Source organism: Pedobacter sp., assembly GCF_965279535.1.
Lineage (GTDB): Bacteria > Bacteroidota > Bacteroidia > Sphingobacteriales > Sphingobacteriaceae > Pedobacter.
In genome coordinates this window covers 778,690-797,167 of sequence record NZ_OZ257244.1, presented here as the reverse complement: position 1 = coordinate 797,167, position 18,478 = coordinate 778,690, and the positions used below count along the sequence as shown (strand labels likewise).

At 40.1% G+C, this 18,478-nt stretch carries 14 protein-coding genes; 5 read left to right on the top strand and 9 right to left on the bottom strand.

Annotated elements, in window-relative coordinates; translation table 11 throughout:
• Positions 1-15: 15 nt before the first annotated feature.
• Positions 16-1,875 (top strand): M1 family metallopeptidase, encoded by a 1,860-nt coding sequence (locus ACQY77_RS03050; protein WP_421939460.1) that lies wholly within the window; start codon positions 16-18, stop codon positions 1,873-1,875.
• Between the two features lie 156 nt (positions 1,876-2,031).
• On the opposite strand, the gene queG is transcribed toward ACQY77_RS03050, so the two are convergent.
• Positions 2,032-2,964 carry a tRNA epoxyqueuosine(34) reductase QueG gene (gene queG, locus ACQY77_RS03045; RefSeq protein ID WP_421939461.1) on the bottom strand — a complete coding sequence of 311 codons (933 nt, stop codon included), beginning with the start codon at positions 2,962-2,964 and terminating at the stop codon, positions 2,032-2,034.
• Positions 2,965-3,091: 127 nt separating this feature from the next.
• Here queG and ACQY77_RS03040 point away from each other — a divergent pair, with 127 nt between their 5' ends.
• Complete coding sequence (locus ACQY77_RS03040; RefSeq protein ID WP_421939462.1) at positions 3,092-3,298, top strand: hypothetical protein; 207 nt, start codon at positions 3,092-3,094, stop codon at positions 3,296-3,298.
• A gap of 85 nt (positions 3,299-3,383) precedes the next feature.
• On the opposite strand, the gene ACQY77_RS03035 is transcribed toward ACQY77_RS03040, so the two are convergent.
• The 4 genes from ACQY77_RS03035 to pdxH all read right to left on the bottom strand — a co-directional run bounded on the left by ACQY77_RS03035 (position 3,384) and on the right by pdxH (position 8,065).
• Positions 3,384-4,892, bottom strand: a complete 1,509-nt coding sequence (locus ACQY77_RS03035) for a GNAT family N-acetyltransferase (protein WP_421939463.1) — start codon at positions 4,890-4,892, stop codon at positions 3,384-3,386.
• 530 nt (positions 4,893-5,422) lie between these two features.
• Positions 5,423-6,445, bottom strand: coding sequence for a Holliday junction branch migration DNA helicase RuvB (gene ruvB / locus ACQY77_RS03030; protein WP_421939464.1), 1,023 nt, complete (start codon positions 6,443-6,445; stop codon positions 5,423-5,425).
• Positions 6,446-6,476: 31 nt separating this feature from the next.
• Positions 6,477-7,370 carry a 3-hydroxybutyryl-CoA dehydrogenase gene (locus ACQY77_RS03025; RefSeq protein WP_428430140.1) on the bottom strand — a complete coding sequence of 298 codons (894 nt, stop codon included), beginning with the start codon at positions 7,368-7,370 and terminating at the stop codon, positions 6,477-6,479.
• Between the two features lie 44 nt (positions 7,371-7,414).
• The gene (gene pdxH / locus ACQY77_RS03020; RefSeq protein ID WP_421939466.1) at positions 7,415-8,065 is read right to left on the bottom strand and encodes a pyridoxamine 5'-phosphate oxidase; all 651 of its coding nucleotides are present in this window, start codon (positions 8,063-8,065) and stop codon (positions 7,415-7,417) included.
• A 45-nt stretch (positions 8,066-8,110) separates the two neighbouring features.
• Between pdxH and ACQY77_RS03015 the strand changes: the two genes are divergently transcribed.
• Positions 8,111-8,674 (top strand): YqgE/AlgH family protein, encoded by a 564-nt coding sequence (locus ACQY77_RS03015; RefSeq protein WP_421939467.1) that lies wholly within the window; start codon positions 8,111-8,113, stop codon positions 8,672-8,674.
• Positions 8,675-8,733: 59 nt separating this feature from the next.
• On the opposite strand, the gene purE is transcribed toward ACQY77_RS03015, so the two are convergent.
• Together purE and ACQY77_RS03005 are read right to left on the bottom strand one after the other, a co-directional pair.
• Positions 8,734-9,219 carry a 5-(carboxyamino)imidazole ribonucleotide mutase gene (gene purE, locus ACQY77_RS03010; RefSeq protein ID WP_421939468.1) on the bottom strand — a complete coding sequence of 162 codons (486 nt, stop codon included), beginning with the start codon at positions 9,217-9,219 and terminating at the stop codon, positions 8,734-8,736.
• 31 nt (positions 9,220-9,250) lie between these two features.
• The gene (locus tag ACQY77_RS03005; RefSeq protein ID WP_421939469.1) at positions 9,251-10,390 is read right to left on the bottom strand and encodes a 5-(carboxyamino)imidazole ribonucleotide synthase; all 1,140 of its coding nucleotides are present in this window, start codon (positions 10,388-10,390) and stop codon (positions 9,251-9,253) included.
• 55 nt (positions 10,391-10,445) lie between these two features.
• On the opposite strand from ACQY77_RS03005, the gene ACQY77_RS03000 reads away from it, so the two are divergent.
• Positions 10,446-11,636: an NAD(P)/FAD-dependent oxidoreductase gene (locus ACQY77_RS03000; protein WP_421939470.1), complete on the top strand. Its 1,191-nt coding sequence runs from the start codon at positions 10,446-10,448 to the stop codon at positions 11,634-11,636.
• 208 nt (positions 11,637-11,844) lie between these two features.
• Here ACQY77_RS03000 and ACQY77_RS02995 read toward each other — a convergent pair whose 3' ends face one another.
• Complete coding sequence (locus tag ACQY77_RS02995; protein WP_421939471.1) at positions 11,845-12,561, bottom strand: hypothetical protein; 717 nt, start codon at positions 12,559-12,561, stop codon at positions 11,845-11,847.
• A gap of 165 nt (positions 12,562-12,726) precedes the next feature.
• Here ACQY77_RS02995 and ACQY77_RS02990 point away from each other — a divergent pair, with 165 nt between their 5' ends.
• The gene (locus ACQY77_RS02990) at positions 12,727-14,925 is read left to right on the top strand and encodes a B12-binding domain-containing radical SAM protein (RefSeq protein WP_421939472.1); all 2,199 of its coding nucleotides are present in this window, start codon (positions 12,727-12,729) and stop codon (positions 14,923-14,925) included.
• A gap of 297 nt (positions 14,926-15,222) precedes the next feature.
• Here the strand turns inward: ACQY77_RS02990 and ACQY77_RS02985 are convergent, their stop codons facing one another.
• On the bottom strand, positions 15,223-18,450 hold the full coding sequence (locus tag ACQY77_RS02985; RefSeq protein WP_421939473.1) for an amidohydrolase family protein: 3,228 nt from the start codon (positions 18,448-18,450) through the stop codon (positions 15,223-15,225).
• Positions 18,451-18,478: the final 28 nt, after the last annotated feature.

Genomic DNA, 18,478 nt, shown 5'->3' with positions numbered 1-18,478 from the left:
ATCTGTTAAGCCTTAATGAAATCAATTAAATTACTTAGTTTTTTACTGTTTGTATCGCTTTACGTTAGTGCACAAACCGAATTACCGGTTTCAGCCGTATTTCAGCAGACTTATCAAAAAGGAACCAGAAGTAAAAACGGAAAGCCAGGTAAAAATTACTGGCAAAATACAGCTAAGTATAATCTAAAGGTTGATTTTAATCCTGCAACACGTTTGTTGAAAGGAAAGGTCGATGTTTTATACACCAATAATAGTCCGGATACTTTAAAGGAAATCTGGTTTAAACTTTATCCGAACCTTTACAAGAAAGGGGTGCCGAGAAAATCAAAAATTGCAGAATCAGATCAGGGTGAAGGCGTAGTGATCAGAAAACTCATGGCCAACGGAAAGGAGAATAGCCATTTTAATATCGATGGAACCAATATGACCCTCGCTGTTCCGCCAGTGTTGCCTGGTAAAACAATCGTCTTTTCAATTAATTACGATTATACCCTGAACAAGGGTTCGCATATCCGTACCGGCCAAGTAGACGAGGGATCTCATTTTGTTGCTTATTTTTTTCCGAGGATAGCCGTTTATGATGATGTGGATGGATGGAATAAATACCCATACACCGGTGCAGAAGAGTTTTATAATGATTTTGATGAGTTTAATGTAGATATCACGGTACCTGGAGGTTTTGGTGTGTGGGCTACCGGCGATTTGAAAAATACCGCTGAGGTTTATCAGCAGGATATTGTTTCCAGGATCGCACAGGCTGAAAAGAACGATGCTGTTATTGATGTGATTACCGATCAGGATTTGACCACTAAAAAGGTAACGCTTCCTAAAGCTTTTAATACCTTTAAGTTTGAAGCAAAAAATGTTACAGATTTTGCTTTTGCACTGAGTGATCATTATTTATGGAAATCTACCAGTTTGATCGTAGATCCTGTTACGAAGAGAAGAACCCGTGTAGATGCTGTTTTTAATCCCAAACATAAGGATTATTACGAGGTAATTGATTTTGCCAGGAAAACGGTTTACGCTATGAGTTATCAATTTCCAAAATGGCCTTTCCCATATAGCCATGAAACTATTTTTGATGGTCTGGATCAGATGGAATACCCGATGATGGTAAATGATAATCCCGTAGATAACAGGGAAGATGCAATTACCTTGACCGATCATGAGATTTTTCATACGATGTTTCCTTTTTACATGGGTATTAATGAAACAAAATATGGCTGGATGGATGAAGGTTGGGCAACTATTGGAGAGTGGTTGATCTCTCCAATGATTGATTCGAGCATTGTGGATGAATACGGTATTCAACCAACAGCTTCATCATCTGGTAGCCATGACGATACGCCTATCATGACACTTACTCCTGATTTGAAAGGTTCTGGTTCATTTACAAATTCTTACCCTAAACCAGGTTTAGCTTATCTTTTTGTGAAGGATTATCTTGGAGATGAGCTTTTTACTAAGGCCTTACATCATTATATCAGGAACTGGAATGGTAAGCATCCCATGCCTTATGATTTCTTTTTTAGCATGAATGAAGGAAGCGGAAAGAACTTGAACTGGTTTTGGAAAAGCTGGTTTTTTGAAGGTGGTGTTTTGGATTTAGCCATTAAATCGGTCAATAAAACTACTGCCGGATATCAGGTGACTGTCGAAAATAAAGGCACTAAAGCACTTCCCATTGATTTGGAACTTATTTACACCGATGGAAGCAGGGAACGAAAACATGCCAATATTGGTGTTTGGGAAAAAGGGGATAAGCAGGTACAGCTGGAAATTAGTACTATAAAGAAGCTATCAAAAGTGGTAATGGGCAATCCACACACACCCGATAAGGTAAAAAGCGATAATAGTTTTTCAGTTAATTGATAACATTTTCATCCTAAACTGAATCAATTCGTCATGCCGGGGGAATGAAGCAATCCATTCCTCCTGCTGATGCTTGACAGGGCCATTAAACTATAAACCAGTATTATCAAAGCGATTTAAAATGAGCGTCTATTCGCGCTGTGGTTATTAAACTTGCTACCCTTTCAAAAAGTCAATATTTCGTTTCAATCCGGAAAACTTGGTACGCTTAACTGCCGAACCTTTAAATACTTTTTTAAAGACTTCATCGGTGATTTCTGTAAGCTCTTTTGCACTGAGATCCAGTAGCCCGTTTTCAGGCATAAATGCAGGTTCGTTATGGGCTTTCGAGAATCTGTTCCAGGGACAAACATCCTGGCAAATATCACATCCAAACATCCAATTGCTCATTTTGTCTTTAAATTGTGCAGGGATTTCTTCTTTAAGTTCTATGGTTAAATAAGAAATACATTTGCTTCCATCAACTACCTGAGGAGCGATAATAGCATCTGTTGGACATGCATCTAAGCAACGGGTACAGGTACCACAGTGATCAGTTTGAAAGGGATGGTCGTAATCCAGCTCCAAATCAATGATTAACTCAGCGAGGAAAAAGAAAGAACCATCGGTTTTACTGATCAGATTAGAATTTTTACCAATCCAGCCAATTCCAGAGCGTTTGGCCCAGGCCCTGTCTAAAACAGGTGCAGAATCGACAAAAGCCCTGCCTGAAACGGCTCCGATATTTTCCTCAATGAAGCATAACAATTCTTTTAATTTATCTTTGATTACAGTGTGATAATCTTGCCCATAAGCATACTTAGAGATTTTAGGTGCGTTTGGATCTGTTTGCTTTTCTTCAGTATAATAGTTTAAAGATAAAGATATTACGGATTTTGCATCATCAACTAAAAGTCTCGGGTCCAGTCTTTTATCGAAATAGTTTTCCATATACTTCATCTCACCATGATGATTTTGACGTAACCATTTCTCCAGTCGTGGTGCATCTTCTTCTAAAAACTCTGCCTTAGAAATACCACAGGCAATGAAACCCAGGCGAAGGGCTTCGGCTTTAATTAAATGGCTATATTTTGCTGAATTGTTATACACAGATTTGCAAAGATAAGGCTTAAGTTTCAAAACCTTTTAACTGCTTGCTTGTTCTAAATACAGAAAACTAAATTAATTAATTGTAGGCTTAGTCATTTGAGTAGGCGCTTACGCAACTAACACAGACATGGAAAATATTGATCCACAACATACGGAACATGGAGCAGCTCCAAAACCGATAGAAAAAGATTACGAGAGTCATAAAGCCGATCCGGGGCCTGCAAAACCTGCCGTTACAGAAAAAGATGAAAATGGAGCAGGGCAGGCACTTAAGTGGGTGATTCCGATAGCGATAATCATAGGCTTGATCATTTGGTTCGCCATGAGAAAATAATTAAAGCAAAGCCGATTGAATTTCAATCGGCTTTGTTGTTAACGGAAATAGCTGAATGGTTATTGTAGCATTTCAATTGAAAGGCTTATTTCAGCAATTTAATCTGGTAGAGATCTTTTCTGCGGTCCTTTAAAATTTTAACGGTTCCATAATGATGCAATTCATCAAGAAGGTGAAGATCTACATCCACTACTAACACCATTTCGGTATTAGGTGTTGCTTCCGCTTTCACTGCGTTGGTCGGAAAGGCAAAGTCTGAGGGCGTAAAAACCGCTGACTGTGCAAACTGGATATCCATATTATTTACTTTAGGAAGGTTGCCCACACAACCTGCAATAGCCACATAGCACTCATTTTCTATCGCCCGCGCTTGCGCACAATGTCTAACCCGGGTATAACCATTCTGCGTATCAGTAAGAAAAGGAACAAACAGTATTTGCATGCCCTGGTCGGCATAAATTCTGCTTAGTTCAGGAAATTCGACATCATAGCAAATCAGGATACCCACTTTTCCACAATCGGTATCAAATACCTGCACCTGGTCTCCTCCAACCATTCCATAGTACTTTTGCTCATTGGGTGTGATATGAATTTTTCTGTATTCATCAATCTTTCCTGTTCTGTGGCACAGATAGGTGGCGTTGTAAAGCTTGCCATTATCCAGTAGCGGCATACTTCCTGTAATGATATTTACATTGTAGCTTAAAGCATATTCATGCATTTTCTGTACAATTTCTGCTGTCTTTTCTGCAAGTTTTCGCATCGCCTCAATCTCAGGCAGGTGATTGTAAGGTTGTAGTAAGGGCGTGTTAAACAGTTCCGGGAACATCACAAAATCCGATTTATAGCCACTTACCGCATCTACGAAAAATTCCACCTGTTCGTAAAAAGATTCCATGTCTGGAAATAAGCGCATTTGCCATTGAACCAATCCCAGGCGAATAGTCATAGCAGACCGCGCAGATGCATCCACGCCCTGGTAATAAATGTTATTCCACTCAATAAGTGTGGCAAATTCTTTCGATTCATGATCTCCAGGCAGGTAATTCTTCAATACCTTTCGGACGTGAAAATCGTTCGATATCTGGAAGGTGAGGGTAGGGTCGTAAATCTCTTTTGCCTTCACTTTATCGATATACTGTCTTGGAGATAAAGTTTCTGCATAGGCATGATACCCGGGTATTCTTCCCCCGGCAATAATACTTTTCAGGTTTAAACCCTCGCAAAGTTCCTTTCTGGCTTCATAAAGCCTCCTCCCCAAACGTAACCCCCTGTATTCAGGATGGACAAAAATCTCTATGCCATATAAGGTATCGCCATTTGGGTTATGCGTAGAGAAGCTGTAATCTCCGGTAATGAGTTTATACGTATGCCGATCGCCGTATTCATCATAATCAACAATAATAGATAAGGAACAGGCTACTACTTTATCATCTACCGCAATACAGAGCTGGCCTTCCGGAAAAATTTTTAAGAGTTTCGCGATGCTCGATTTTGGCCAAATCTGTCCGCCCATGCTATCATAAGCCTGAAGCATAGATTCTTTAAGGTCGGCATAGTCTTCGAGCGTTAATCTTCGTATGTCAATATTCATAATGTTTGATTTGTACACTATGAACAGACAAGTAGGTTAAATGTTCGGAGAAATTAATTTTGAATGATAGAATTTTGAATGATGGAATGTGCAGTGCGCTCGCCGGTTGGATTTTGATTTTTTACACTTACTCATTTTTAAATTTCGAATGATAGAATTTTGAATGAGTGAATTTATAGGATGCCCAATGTAATCGCTTGATTGGATTTTGGTTTTTTACATTCACTCATTTTTAAATTTCGAATGATAGAATTTTGAATGAGTGAATTTATAGGATGCCCAATGTAATCGCTTGATTGGATTTTGGTTTTTTACATTCACTCATTTTTAAATTTCGAATGATAGAATTTTGAATGAGTGAATTTATAGGATGCCTAATGTAATCGCTGGATTGGCTTTTGGGTTTACACTCACTCATTTTTAAATTTCGAATGAGTGAATTTCAAGATGTTAATGTAGTCGCTAGATTGGCTTTTGGGTTTTTACATTCACTCATTCACTCATTCAATCCTTCTCTCATTCACTCATTTTTAAAACAATTTACCCGTTTGCCCCGGATAGTTCTTTTTTAAATGCTTATAGGCGGCTTCTGTTACTTCTCTTCCCCTTGAAGTGCGCATGATGTAGCCTTCCTGAATCAAGAATGGCTCATAAACTTCTTCAATCGTTCCTTCATCTTCTCCAACAGCGGTAGCAATGGTTTTTAACCCAACCGGGCCACCCTTAAATTTATCAATAATGGTAGATAGTATCTTATTATCCATTTCATCTAAACCGTGCTCATCAACGTTTAAGGCATTTAATGCATAACGGGCAATTTCAGTATCAATGGTACCGTTACCTTTAATCTGAGCAAAATCCCGTGTTCTTCTGAGTAGTGCATTCGCAATACGAGGCGTACCCCGACTTCGGCGGGCAATCTCATAAGCGCCTTCTTCGCTAATTGGTGTTTTAAGAATGTCTGATGAGCGCAGTACAATGGTGGTTAATAATTTGGCATCATAATATGCCAAACGGGCATTGATACCAAAGCGCGCACGCAATGGCGCTGTAAGTAAACCAGAACGTGTAGTTGCACCAACCAAGGTGAAAGGATTTAAAGAAATTTGCACTGAACGGGCGTTGGGACCTGTTTCGAGCATGATGTCGATTTTAAAATCTTCCATCGCCGAGTAAAGGTATTCTTCAACCAATGGTGAAAGCCGGTGAATTTCATCAATAAAGAGGATGTCACCGGTATCAAGTCCGGTAAGTAAGCCCGCTAAGTCTCCTGGTTTATCTAGCACTGGCCCGGAAGTCACCTTAATCCCGGTAGCCATCTCATTGGCAATAATGTGAGATAACGTTGTTTTACCCAATCCCGGGGGGCCGTGCAAAAGCACGTGATCTAAAGCTTCGCCACGAAGTTTCGCCGCCTGAACAAAAATCTTCAGGTTCTCCATCACTTTCTCTTGCCCGGTAAAATCTTCAAAAGCTTGTGGCCTTAACACCCGCTCAATATCGCGATCGGTAGGTGTTAAGTGGCTTGCATTCGGATCCAGATGCTCATTCATAAAGCAAATATAAAATTAAATGCTAAAAAAATTAGGATTTTTTAAATTTATCTGAAACCACGATATCCTTTGAACCTGCTGTGTATTGATAAAACCCTTCTCCGGTTTTTACGCCTTTTCTGCCTGCCGTTACCATATTAACCAATAGTGGGCAAGGTGCATATTTTGGATTTCCAAAACCATCATGCAGAACCTTTAATATCGCAAGACAAACATCCAAACCAATAAAATCGGCTAATTGGAGTGGACCCATCGGATGAGCCATTCCTAACTTCATTACCGTATCGATTTCTTGAACTCCTGCAACTCCCTCATATAAGGTATATATTGCTTCATTAATCATCGGCATTAAAATGCGGTTGGCCACAAACCCCGGATAATCATTAACCTCTACCGGGGTTTTTTGAAGTTGAGCAGAAATCGACATCACCAATTGGGTTGTTTCATCGCTGGTAGCATAGCCTCTGATCACTTCTACCAGCTTCATCACCGGAACCGGATTCATAAAGTGCATACCAATTACTTTATCGCCCCTCTTGGTTACAGCTGCAATCTGCGTAATGGAAATGGAGGAGGTATTGGAAGCTAAAATGGCCGACTCGGGTGCAAAAGTATCCAGGTCTTTAAAAATCCTAAGCTTCAGTTCTGTATTTTCAGTAGCGGCCTCAACTACTAAATCGGCCATTGCCACGCCTTCTTCGAATGCAGTATAGGGAGTAATATTCTTTAACGTATGCTCTTTTTCTTCCGGGGTTAACGTTCCCTTGGATACCTGCCGGTCTAAATTCTTACCAATGGTTATCAGTGCCTGGTTTAGTGCGTTTTCGCTGATATCTATTAAGCTGACCTGAAAACCATGCTGAGCAAAGGTATGCGCTATACCATTTCCCATGGTTCCGGAGCCGATTACTGAAATGTTTCTGATCATAAAGTGGATAGTAATAAAATTAAATTAAATCAATTATTTATTTAAGGCGCTAAGCGAGTTTTAACCCAGCTTCCTTTAATCAGTTCAAAATTGATGCGGTCGTGCAAACGGCTTGGGCGGCCCTGCCAAAATTCTATACGCGTAGGTTTAACAATATATCCACCCCAATGTGCTGGTTTAGCAATATTCCTCTCTCCGGTACTGGTTTTAAAAGCTTCCACTTTTTCTTCCAGAAATTGTCTGTTCGGAATAACCTGGCTTTGTGGAGAGGCTATGGCACCAATCTGGCTTGCTACAGGACGGGTATTGAAATAATTTTCAGAGGTTTCTTTATCTAACTTCTCTACCGATCCCTCAATGCGAACCTGTCTCTCCAAATCCGGCCAAAAGAAAACTAAGCAGGCATATGGATTTCTTTTAAGTTCCTTGCCTTTAGCGCTTAAATAGTTAGTGAAAAACCTGAAACCATCCTCATCTACACCTTTAAGAAGTACAATTCTGGCATCTGGTCTGCCAGCTTTATCAACAGTGGCCAGGGTCATTACATTGGGCTCATAAACCTGGGCAGAAACTGCATTTTCAAACCAGGTTTTAAATTGGGTAATGGGATTGTTATCTACGTCAGATTCGTCTAACGTTGCGCTTTTGTAATCTTGGCGCAGGTTTTGTAGAAATTCATTTGTAACTTGCATAAACAAACATACGCATCTTTTATGGTGCCACAAATGATTCTCGTCATGCTAAATAATATTAAACCCCAAACCGGAAGACTACTCGTTTCAGAGCCATTCATGGCAGATCCTAATTTCAAAAGATCGGTGGTGTTATTAACCGAACATGGTGATGAAGGAACGGTTGGTTATATCCTGAATCAGGTAGGAAATCTTGTGCTGAATGAGGTTATCCAGGATTTATGGGAAGCCAATAACCACATTTACTTTGGCGGGCCGGTGGCTGCCGATACCCTTCATTTTATCCACAGATGCTATGATAAGTTGCAAAGCGGGGAAGAAATAGGTAATGGCATATACTGGGGCGGTAACTTCGAAACCCTTAAGATTCTTTTAAACACCAATGCCATCGCTGAGGATGAAGTGAAATTTTTTATGGGCTACTCTGGATGGGATACAGGACAGTTGGAGCGCGAAATTGAGCAGAATGCCTGGATGGTTAGTAATATCTCGGATACTGATTTAATTTTCAATAACGATGATGAACAGCTGTGGAGAGATGTGATAGTGAATCTGGGGCCTAAGTACGCCCACATTAGTAATTTCCCTGCTGATCCAAGCTTGAATTAACTTATATCGATAGTCAGGAACTGCAGACAGATTCCAGACTATCGATTCACAGCTTCTAATTACATCGAAGCCGCACTTTCTTCCACTTTCTTTCTCAAATCGTCTTTGTAATCCTGCATCTTATTACGCAAAGATTCATCAGCTGTTGCTAAAATCTGCGCAGCTAGTAAACCTGCATTTTTAGCAGCATTTAAGGCAACTGTAGCAACAGGAATACCATTAGGCATCTGTAAAATAGATAAAATACTATCCCAGCCATCAATAGAATTAGATGATTTTACAGGTACACCAATTACGGGTAGGGTAGTGATAGAAGCTACCATACCAGGTAAATGCGCAGCACCACCGGCACCGGCAATAATTACTTTTAATCCTCTGCCAGCAGCAGCCTTTGCATATTCAAACATTCTTTCAGGCGTGCGGTGTGCAGAAACAACAGTAATTTCATAGTCGATCCCAAAGTCTTTTAATATATCTGCGGCATCCTGCATTACGGGTAGATCTGATTTACTCCCCATGATGATACCTACTTTCAAGTCACTCATTTTATATTGATTTATCTTTTCTATTTATTGATTAAGCGATTACCTTAAGCGTTTTCTGCACATATCTGGCTTTTTCAATTGCTTTTTCGCGGTCGATGTCTACTATTGTTACATGACCCATTTTGCGGAAAGGTTTAGTGTATTTCTTGCCGTAAAGGTGAACATATACACCATCTATAGCCATTACTTTTTCCAGATTTTCATATTTTGCAACCCCTTCAAAGCCTTTCTCTCCCAATAAATTAATCATAATCGCATTGGTAATACTCGAGGTATCGCCCAAAGGCAGATTATATATTGAACGCAAATGTTGCTCGAACTGAGAAACGTAATTGCCCTCAATGGTTTGGTGACCACTGTTGTGCGGACGAGGAGCAACTTCATTTACCAGAATATCACCTTCTCTGGTTACAAACATCTCTACGGCTAATATACCTGTGATGTTCATGGCCGAGGCAATTTGCTTGGCAATATTTTCAGCTTTTTGCTGCAGGCTTTCTGCATAAGTAGAAGGAGAAATTAAAAACTCTACCAAATTGGCTTCCGGATTAAATTCCATCTCCACCATCGGAAAAGTTTTAACATCACCATTGGAGTTTCTCGCCACAATAACTGCAATTTCTTTTTCAAAATCTACCAGTTTTTCAATGATGCAGGGAGCATCAAAGGCATTTTTTAAATCAGCTGAATCATTGATTTTCATTACACCTTTGCCATCGTAACCGTCTCTGCGTAACTTTAAAATATATGGAAATTGAAAATGACTATTTTCCATGTCTTCCTTAGTATTCACAATCTGGAACGGAGAAGTAGGGATGTCGTTTTCTTTAAAAAACTGTTTCTGAACACCTTTGTCCTGAATTAACCGAATTACTCTCGATTGAGGAAAAACCTGTTTGCCTTCTTTCTCCAGTTGCTCAAGTGCGTCTATATTTACCTTTTCGATTTCTATGGTGATAATATCTGCTTTCTTACCAAAGTTGTAAACCGTATCAAAATCAGTTATTGAACCGTTTTCAAAGTAATTGCAAATGTGTTTGCAAGGTGCATCCGGATCTGGATCTAACACCAATGAAGTTACATTATAGTTGATTGCTTGTTGGATGAGCATGCGCCCTAATTGTCCGCCTCCTAAAATACCTAATTTTAATTCGCTGATCTGTTTTGCCATGAGGTGTGAAAAAGTATGCTAATTTTGCACAAAAGTAACAATATTTAGATTATTGATGGATGCAGATGCGATAATAATTGGTGCCGGGGCTTGCGGATTGATGTGCGCAGTGCAGGCGGGGTATTTGGGCAAGAAAGTTGTCGTGTTGGAAAAAAACGATAAACCAGGGGCTAAAATTCTGATTTCGGGTGGTGGAAGATGTAACTATACCAATCAATTCGCTTCTGCTGAGCAGTTTATCTCTGCTAACCCGCATTTTCTTAAATCGGCTTTTACACAATGGACGGTTGAAGATACCATCAGCTTTTTTGAAACGTATGGTATTGTAGGGAAAGAAAAAACATTGGGACAGCTATTTCCCGATCAAAAAAATGCCAAAGATGTAGTGCAGGTTTTTACGTCTATATGCGAAGATTTCGGACAAGAGATCAGATGCAATGCGGATGTAAAAGACATTAGCATCCTGCCCAATGGATTTAAAGTGACTTACGAAAAGCATGGAAAAACCATCCAGCTTAGTGCTGAGAAGTTGGTTATCGCTACCGGCGGGCTTCCCATTCCTAAAATGGGCGCTACCGACTTCGCTTTGCGGTTTGCCCGAAAACAAGGCCTAAACATTATTGAAACTGCACCGGCCCTTGTGCCATTAACCATTACCGGAAAAGATGAGGAGTGGTTTGCCCAACTTTCTGGAAACGCTGTGTTCTGCGAGGTGAGCAATGATGAGATTGCTTTTGAAGAAAATATTCTTTTTACGCATTGGGGATTAAGTGGGCCGGCTATTTTGCAGATTTCCTCCTTTTGGAGAAGAGGAGAAACGATTAATATCAACCTTTTGCCAAATGAGCATATCACCGAACTTTTAGAGGAGGAGCGGAAATTGAATGGAAAAACCATGCTTTCTACTTTGCTCAATCGTTTCTATACAAAAAAGTTTACCGATGCCCTGGGCAAGTTTTTACCACTAAGCAAGCCTGTAGCGTCATTAACTAAAGCAGAAATCGAATTAATTGACCAGACTATTCATCACTTTAAAGTAAAACCAGCAGGAGATAAAGGATATGATAAAGCAGAAGTAATGCGGGGAGGCATTGATACCAACGAAATATCTTCTAAAACACTCGAATGTAAAAAGGTTCCAAATCTCTTTTTTGGAGGCGAATGTGTTGATGTTACGGGATGGCTTGGCGGTTACAATTTTCAATGGGCATGGGCAAGCGGCTTTGTAATTGCACAGCAACTTTAAAAGCAGTGAACTCTGGAGGCTGGACTCAGAAGTCTGAGATCCAAAAGGATTAATGAGAATGGCAAGATAAATCCTAAACGATATTTAAGTCCCCTGATGTTTCATGAGCGTCAAATCTATTTGCTATTCAATACTTGCTGTTGCTACTTGCTACTCAATACTTGCTACTTGATACTTAATACTTGCTACTTAATACTTGCTACTAAAACTAAAGATAAACATTCGGCATAATTTCCCAGGCCCAGGGTTTTTTAAAGGTTTTAAAAGTGCGCATTTGGGAAAAGAAAAGCACTTCACTGGTTTTATAATTCGAAATATCCCTTCGGTATAAATTGCCATGAGTGGTGTAGAGTTCCCGATCCTTAAAATTGTAGATCCGTTCGGTCATGTCGCCGCTGGAATTGTTGTAGTAAAGGTTAATGGCATTCGTTAAAAACCAATCCTTGTTTTCAAACTTAAAGGTATATCCCAATTCCCAACGCCAGTCGTTTCCTCCCTGAAAACGCAAATACAATTGCTGGTCTTTAATGGCAATTTGCTGCAGCGGATCCCCCAATTTACCGCCCTCTTCAGAACGTAAAATGAAGTCGTTATTCTGGGTGGATAAATTATAAGAATTACTGCTGCTATTTTTTAAGTAGATTGCCAGTATCCTTGGTTTTTGTGTCTCCTTAATAATGCCTGTGGTATTATCTCCATAAACCCTGATCTCGTCCACTGCTTTAAAATATTCAAATACCAATGCTATATCTGCTTCTCCATCATTATTCAAATCACCTTCAGCAGTACTGATGATGTTCCAGTTACCGGGTTTTAACTGATCAGCCGAAATACCCTGAGATTTTAACTTAGGAAATTGAAAAGCCTTTTGGGCTAAACTAACTTGAGTAAAAAGTACCAGCAGGAAAAACGGGACAAATTTCATTAAAATAGAAAACGTGTTGATGTGGTATTAAAACGCTTGAACACGCAGTTTAGTTTAAAAAGATGAAAATGGCGACTGTTTTAAATAATGAAATTGCCCTGATGTGTCATTCGGGCATTTATAATCCTTAAAAATCCCTTACTTTTGCAGAAAAAACAATTCCTTTTGAAAACCGAGATCTTTGCCATTACGCCACCTTTTACCCAATTGAATACACCGTATCCGGCTACTGCGTATATAAAAGGTTTCCTCAATACAAAAAACATCAGTTGTACCCAGGCAGATTTGGGCATTGAAGTGATTTTAGAATTGTTTTCCAAGCAAGGCATTACAAGGCTTTTTAATGCTATTATTCAGGTAGATCAGATCAGCGATAATTCTAAGCGCATTCTGGCCCTTCAACAGGATTACATTAAAACCATTGATGCCGTTATTGCTTTTCTTCAAGGAAAAAACCCGACCCTGGCCTTGCAGATTTGCAGTGGCGATTTTTTGCCGGAGGCATCCAGGTTTGCACAATTGGAAGAGCTCGACTGGGCTTTTGGTGCTATGGGAACCCAGGATAAAGCGAAGCACCTGGCGACACTTTATCTGGAAGATATTTCAGATTTTATCGTCGAATGTATTGATGATAATTTTGGATTTAGCAGATATGCAGAACGATTAGGCAGGAGCGCAAACTCTTTTGACGAATTATATCAGATTCTGAATGCACCCTTAAGCTATATCGATAAAATTTTAATCCACATCCTGGAAGAGAAAATCAATGCCATACAGCCTCAACTGTTTCTCATTTCTGTTCCCTTTCCAGGCAACTTGTATAGTGCTTTCCGTTGTGCACAATGGCTTAAAGCAAATCATCCTGAAATTAAAGTTTCTATGGGTGGCGGATTTCCAAACACAGAACTCCGTTCATTAAGTGACGAGCGGGTATTCGAATTCTTCGATTTTATTACGCTTGACGATGGCGAATTACCCATCGAATTGCTTTATCAAAATATTATCCAGGATATTCCTGAAGCGGCCAAAACCTATAAACGAACTTTTCTGCTTGAAAATAATCAGGTTGTTTACCGAAATGATTCTTTTAGAAATGATTATAAGCAGGCCGATGTAGGTACGCCAGATTATAGCGATTTATTACTGGATCATTACATCTCTGTTATTGAAATTGTAAATCCCATGCACCGGATGTGGAGTGATGGGCGTTGGAATAAACTCACCATGGCGCATGGCTGTTATTGGGGTAAATGCACTTTCTGTGATATTTCCTTAGACTATATCCGTGTTTACGAACCAGTTGCAGCCCAACAGATCGTAGATCGGATCGAACAGCTTGCAGCGCAAACCGGCCAAAATGGTTTCCATTTTGTAGATGAGGCTGCACCACCTGCATTGATGCGGGAAGTCGCTTTAGAGATTTTAAGAAGAGGATTGGCTGTAACCTGGTGGACCAATATCCGGTTTGAAAAAAGCTTCAGCAGAGATTTGTGCCTTTTACTTAAAGCTTCTGGTTGTATTGCCGTTTCTGGTGGGTTAGAAGTTGCTTCCGATCGGCTATTAAAGCTGATCGATAAAGGAGTAACCGTAGAGCAGGTGGCCAAAGTTACCCGGAATTTTACCGAAGCAGGCATCATGGTTCATGCTTACCTGATGTATGGATATCCTACACAAACAGTTCAGGAAACCGTAGATAGCCTGGAAATGGTGCGACAACTATTCGAGGCAGGGGTCTTACAATCGGGCTTTTGGCACCAGTTTGCAATGACAGCTCACAGCCCTGTAGGCATGTACCCCGAGAAATTTGGTGTGGTTAAAGAAACTTCATGTACAGGTTCCTTTGCTAATAACGACATTAATTACATAGATAAAACCGGAATCGACCATAATAAATTTAGCTATGGCTTAAAAAAGTCGCTTTTTAATTTTATGCATGGCATCTGCTTCGATTACGAATTGCAGGACTGGTTCGATTTTAAAATTCCACGAACTAAAATCAATGCCGATTTCATCGAAAAAGCATTGGTAGACCAGGATCTCTTCAATATTAAACCTACAGCAAAAGTAGTTTGGATTGGCAGGCAACCTGTTATAGACTATTTCAGCAAAACTAAAAAGGGCAATACCTGGGAAATGGCCACACTAACTTTTCATGATAAAAAGGAAAGCTTTACGATTCAAACCAGTAAAAGCGAAGGCGCCTGGCTAATCTCTTTTTTAGTGCGTATTCAAATAGCAGCAGAGAAAGTTTATACTTTCCAGGAGATTAAAAGCGATTTTGAAACCGAAATGGAGAACTTCGAACTTTTTTGGTACTCCAAGCCAATTAATACACTCCGGGATTACGGACTTTTGGTGTTGTAATATTGAATTATTGAATGAGAGAATGAGTGAATGATTGAATGAGATGTTTGCTATTAACATTCAGTCATTCAAAACTCACTCATTCACGCATTGAATTAGAGAATGAGTGAATGAGAGAATGAGTGAATGATTGAATGGGACGTTTGCTATTAACATTCAGTCATTCAAAACTCACTCATTCACGCATTGAATTATTGAATTAGAGAATGAGAGAATGAGTGAATGAGTGAATGATTGAATGGGACGTTTGCTATTAACATTCAGTCATTCAAAACTCACTCATTCACACATTAATCCCTAATCACAATGCGGAACCGTATACGTCCAGGTTTCTGAATCTCCGTTTGGAACAATGTAGCCATTGCCTCTTGCATTTTCGAACCACAATTTGCCGCGAAGTTTTTCTCTTGTTCCAACTTCGTTCATAGTAGCACTGTCATACAATCGACCATTAATCATTACATATTTTATTTTTTCCGAATTACGGATATCATCCAAAGGATTGGCATCCATAATTACTAAATCGGCGAGTTTACCTACCTCTAAAGAACCGATATCTTTGTTCATACCTAAATAGCTTGCACCATTCAAAGTGGCATTTCTAATAGCCTGTAAAGGAGAAAAACCACCTTGTACCATCATCCAGAGTTCCCAGTGTGCACCTAAGCCTTGAATTTGACCATGTGCACCTAAATTTACCTTTGTACCACCATCAGCAATCTGTTTCGTCGCTTTCGCAATATCAATGTGGTTATAATCACTGTATTCTGAAGTAGTTCTGCGTCTGGCTCTCGAATCGATAATCGAGCGAGGTGTAAAGCTCATCAGTTTTTCATTCTCCCAAACGTTCGTTCTGTCGTACCAATAGTTCTCACCCCATTGGCCACCGTAAGCCACAATTAAAGTAGGCGTATAGGCCACCTCTGTATTGTTCCAAAGTGTGGTCACATCCTTATAAACAGGTAATACCGGGATACTGTGTTCAATACCTGTATGGCCATCAGCAATCATATTCATGTTGTGGAAAAAGGTAGATCCACCTTCAGGTACCACCTCCATTTTCAACTGCCGTGCAGCTTCTAAAATCTGTTGACGTTGTTCTCTCCGTGGCTGGTTGTAAGATTTTACCGAAAATGCACCCACTGCTTTCAACCTTCTTAAGTTAGCTAAAGCATCATCCAAACTGTTAATCACCACTTTAAAATCGCCATCCGCTCCATATAAAATAGATCCTGTAGAATACACACGCGGACCAATTAATCTACCTGCTTTAAGCATTTCACTTTGGCTGAAAACCATTTCTGTATTGCTTGATGGATCATGGGAAGTGGTTACCCCAAAAGCCAGGTTAGCCATGTAGCTCCAGTCACTTTGTGGTGTAATTCCATCTGGACTTGTACGCAAATGTGCATGCACATCAATAATTCCGGGCATAATGGTTTTGCCTTGTACATCAATCACCTTAGCATTAGCAGGAATGGTTACTGCATCATCCTTACCAATCGCTGTAATCTTATTGCCATCGGTAAGAATTGTACCTTTTTCTATCACCTCATCACCCTTCATTGAAATGATGCGGGCTCCTTTCAAAGCCACAATACCCGTAGGAAGGTCTGATTTCAGTACTAAATTAATATCGGTACCCGTAGCCTGGGCTTTAGGTGTTTTTCCATCAAAATTAAAAGCCTCATCAACTGCTATTGTAAAATATTTTGGTCCCAGGGTCCAATGAAGGTTTTTGCTGTCTGCACTCCATTGGATATAAGTTCCCCCATCGGTAGTAACCTTAGTAACCGGAATGGCTTTATTTCCGGCGGAGGCATCCTGTGCAGTTCCAATATTAATCATGGGCGTGATATACACATTGAACAGCTCATTAAAAGCCAGCCATTTATTGTCTGGACTGATGACAAACTGATTGGCATATTGTGAGGTAAAGTGCGTACGTTCATTGGCGCCGTTTAAATCGATACTTTTAAGGGCTTTTTTTCCATCAGCATAGCTTTGGAAATATATTCTGGTATCGGTGTTATTAAACTGCGGACGGATACCATTGTCAGAAACCAGTGTTTTAGTACCCCCATTAGCCGGCATAATAAAAATTCCGGTGCCCCGGCCATAATTGTAACCTAAAACATCATTACCACTACCTTTTCTGAAAACAATTTTATCACCTTTGGTAGCGTATTGCGGCGAATAGTAAAAGCCTTTTTCATCACTTAGCGTAATTAATTTGCCCGATTTTAGATCTGCCCGCTTAATCGCGCCCCGAAGCTCATCGTTCCAGGTTGTGAAAACAACGTATTTGCCATCCGGACTAAAAGCAGGCTCAAATTCAAAATCTAAACCTGTAGTTAACCGTTGAGGCGTTCCTCCCGGAAGTTCTTGCTTATATAGAAAACCAGCCGCATTAAATACGATTGTTTTACCATCAGGAGAAGTTACCAGCTGACGCAACATTTTAGCATTAAACTCATCGCTAAAAACCTGCTGCTCAAAATGTAAAGCTTTTTGTACGGTTTGTATGGTATTAGCCTGGAATGGAATCTCTGTGTTGATTAAGCTCGCAATTTCTGTTTTTCTTATTTTTCCTTTCGCGTAAAATATCAGGCTTTTGCTGTCAGGTGTCCAGGCAAAATTCGGATAAACACCAAAAATAGCCCAGGTTTCCTGTTGGTCGTGCGATAAATCTTCATTTACCGGCCACTCTTCGCCAGTTTTAAGGTTTTGAACGTATAAGGTAGATTTCAATCTAACTCTTTTTACAAAGGCAATCAAATTGCCATCAGGCGAAACTTGCGGACGGCAGGCGCCTCCTTGTTCGTTTATCAGGGTAGTCAGCCTTCCCGTAGTTAAATCCAATTGGCGAATGGCATAAATGGTACCGTTCGGATCTTTGCTATATTCGAAATTAGGCCCAGGGGTAACATCTTCGCTAAAATAAAGGAATCTGCCATCAGGAGATACATTAGGTTCTCCGGCATCCTGCTGGTCATTCTTGCGCTTGGTAAGTTGAACACCATCGCCACCATTAATGCTGTACATCCACATTTCTCCTGCCCCTAAAGAGCGAGATGCTGTAAAGTGCTTCCGGGCAATAATATATTCACTGTTGGGCATCCAGGTAGCGTTGTTCAATAACCTGAAGCTTTCCTTTGTAATTTGTTTTTTTTCGGCACCATCCCGGTTCATAATCCAGATATTGTCGCCGCCACTCTTATCGCTGGTGTAGGAAATGTATTTTCCATTAGGACTAAAACGCGGCTGAACATCCCAGGCTATGCCACCACTCACTAATTTAGCTATGCCGCCCGAAACTGGCATGGTATAAATGTCTCCCAAGAGATCAAAAACAATTTCCTGCCCATCCGGACTCACATCCAGATTCATCCAGGTACCTTCGTCAGTATTTAAGGTGAAATTCTTGGTTGTGCCCTGATATTTTTCAATATCCCATTTTTTTTCTTGAGCGGTAGCGGTTAAAAATAATAGCGAGAGTGCGGGTAGGATGTAGCGTGACTTCATTAAATGATGATTAAATCTGCCGCAATTT